General features: G+C 72.2%; 3 protein-coding genes. 2 read left to right on the top strand and 1 reads right to left on the bottom strand.

The genetic code is table 11. The features are described from left to right. The coding region (locus tag AB0J09_RS62910) for a hypothetical protein (protein ID WP_360713820.1) at window positions 1-1,160 on the top strand (1,160 nt) is incomplete at its 5' end. Between the two features lie 26 nt (window positions 1,161-1,186). Here the strand turns inward: AB0J09_RS62910 and AB0J09_RS62905 are convergent. Continuing rightward, on the bottom strand, window positions 1,187-1,891 hold the full coding sequence (locus AB0J09_RS62905; RefSeq protein WP_360713819.1) for a gamma-glutamyl-gamma-aminobutyrate hydrolase family protein: 705 nt from the start codon (window positions 1,889-1,891) through the stop codon (window positions 1,187-1,189). A gap of 70 nt (window positions 1,892-1,961) precedes the next feature. Between AB0J09_RS62905 and AB0J09_RS62900 the strand changes: the two genes are divergently transcribed. Beyond that, window positions 1,962-2,197, top strand: a 236-nt coding sequence (locus AB0J09_RS62900; RefSeq protein WP_360713817.1) for a LysR family transcriptional regulator, incomplete at its 3' end; no start/stop codon positions are given.

Below are 2,197 nucleotides of genomic sequence, written 5' to 3'. Positions count from 1 at the left end.
GGTTGTTCGCCGACACCGCCGCCGGGCTGGCCGTCGTGGACCTGGCAAGCGGCACGGTCCGCGCCACCTACCCCGGCACGGTCGCCGAACACCGCTGGGCCAGGCTCTACCAGCTCCACGACGGCCACCTGCGCACCTACCAGGCCGGCAACGGCACCCTCATCGACGACCTGCGAATCACCGGCACGAAAACCCGGCAGATCAAGGCCGTCTCCAACGACGTGGCCGCGCTCGGCCCAGCGCCGGGCCCGCGGTCCCGTACCACGATCATCCTGGCCACCGGCGGACGGCAGCGCACCCTCGACCTCGACGGGAACATCGAGCCGGAGGCGTTCTCCACCGACGGCAATGCGATGTACATCCTGGACCGCCTGCCCCCGCAGGCCCCCGACCGCTACCGCGTGCGCGTGTACGACCTGGACAGCGGCACGATGGGCGCCCTGCTGACGCGCGACAAGCGGCAGATCCCGCCCGGACAGGAGGAGGAGATGCACGGCCAGGGCCGCCAGGCCGTCCTCGACCCCGTCCAGAACATCCTCTACACGCTCTACACCCACCAGGACGCCCACCTGCACACCCGGGACCTGGCCGCGGGCAAGGACCTCAGCCCGGGGGTGCACGCCTTCGTGCACGTCCTCCACCTCGACCAGCGCTGGGCGTACTGCCTGGACCTGCCTGCCCCGTTCGGGCTCGGCCCGCCCGAGGCGCACGCGCTGGCGGTGGAGGACGCGCGGCTGTACGTGTTCGACGCCTCCACCGGGCGCGTGATCTTAGCCTCCACCCGCGACCTGACCATCACCCGGACGGGGCTGCTGGGCAGGCTCGTCAGCCCGGGCCCGGCCTCGCCGCCGGCCCGGGACTCCGACGCCGGTGCCTGGCAGGCCGGCGGCTCGGGTGAGGCGTTCGCGGTGGCGGGCGGCGGGCGGCTGTTCATGGCGGCGGGCAGGCGGCTGCTGGTGTCCGACGGTGCCACCCTCGCGCCGCAGGCCGCCTGGGACCTGCCGGGGCAGGCCCGCGGGCTGGCGTACCTGGAAGGAGAACTGCTGGCCGGAGCGGGTGAGCAGGTGCTGCGCCTCGAGCCGCGTACGGGCGCTCGGCTGGGCACCATAACGCTCCCAGGCCTGCGCACGCTCCGCCACGCCGAACGCACCGCCGGATGACCTCCCACCGGGCCCGAGTAGGGCGGCTAACTCGTGTATGCCGCCTCGCGCCCGGCGCGGTGGCGGGCGACCGCGGCGGCGAACGCCGAGATCACCGGGTGCGGGCGCCGCCCGTCCCCCCACAACTCCGGCTGGAACATCGTGGCCAGGAAGAACGGATGACCGGGCAGCTCGGCCGCGCGCACCGCGCCGTCGTCGGCATGCCCGCAGAACACCAGCCCGTGCTGGGCCAGCGTCTGCTTGTAGGACTCGTTCAGCCCGTAGGAGCAGATGTAGGACTCCATCGTGGTGGACTGCCCCATGATCTGCTCCATCAGCGAGCCGGGTGAGATCCGCACCCGCCCCTCGTGCCCGGCCAGCGAACACGCCAGCGGCGTGAGCAGGAACTCACGCGCGCCCGGCTCGTTCTCGGCGTGCGCCACGTCCAGCCCGCACACGTGCCGCGCGTACTCCAGCAGCATGTGCTGGAACCCACCGCACGTGCCCAGGAACGGAATCCGCTGCTCGCGGGCGATGCGCGCCGCCTCCACGGCGCCCGCCTCGTCACGGTACGGGCTGCCGGGCACCACCCAGATGCCGTCGAAGCGCTCCAGACCGGACACGTCGGTGGTGGAGATCCAGTACGGGTCCAGCGCGATGTCGTCCCGCTCCCGCAGCGCCTCGACCACCAGCGGAATCCGGACGTGCGAGCGAACACTGGGAGAACGATCTCCCACAAGGGCGATTCTCATGCGCCTATCGTGGCCACCGACCCTGGTTAAGCGCCAACGATGATATCTGCACCTGCTATAAGCAACTCTGATGGACCCTCATCTGCTGACCACGTTCGTGACCGTCGCCCGGCACGGCTCGTTCTCCGCGGCCGCCGCCGAACTCGGCTACACCCAGTCGGCGATCTCCCAGCAGATCGCCGCGCTGGAGGCCGACCTCGGCCTGCCGCTGCTGAGCCGTCGCCCGGTCGAGCCCACCGAGGCCGGGCGACGGTTGCTGGAGCACGCCGGGCCGCTGCTGCTGCGGCTGCGCGCGGCCCGCGCCGA

It is taken from the genome of Nonomuraea sp. NPDC049784 (assembly GCF_040659615.1).
Classification (GTDB): Bacteria; Actinomycetota; Actinomycetes; order Streptosporangiales; family Streptosporangiaceae; genus Nonomuraea.
This window is presented reverse-complemented; position numbering and strand designations above follow the sequence as displayed.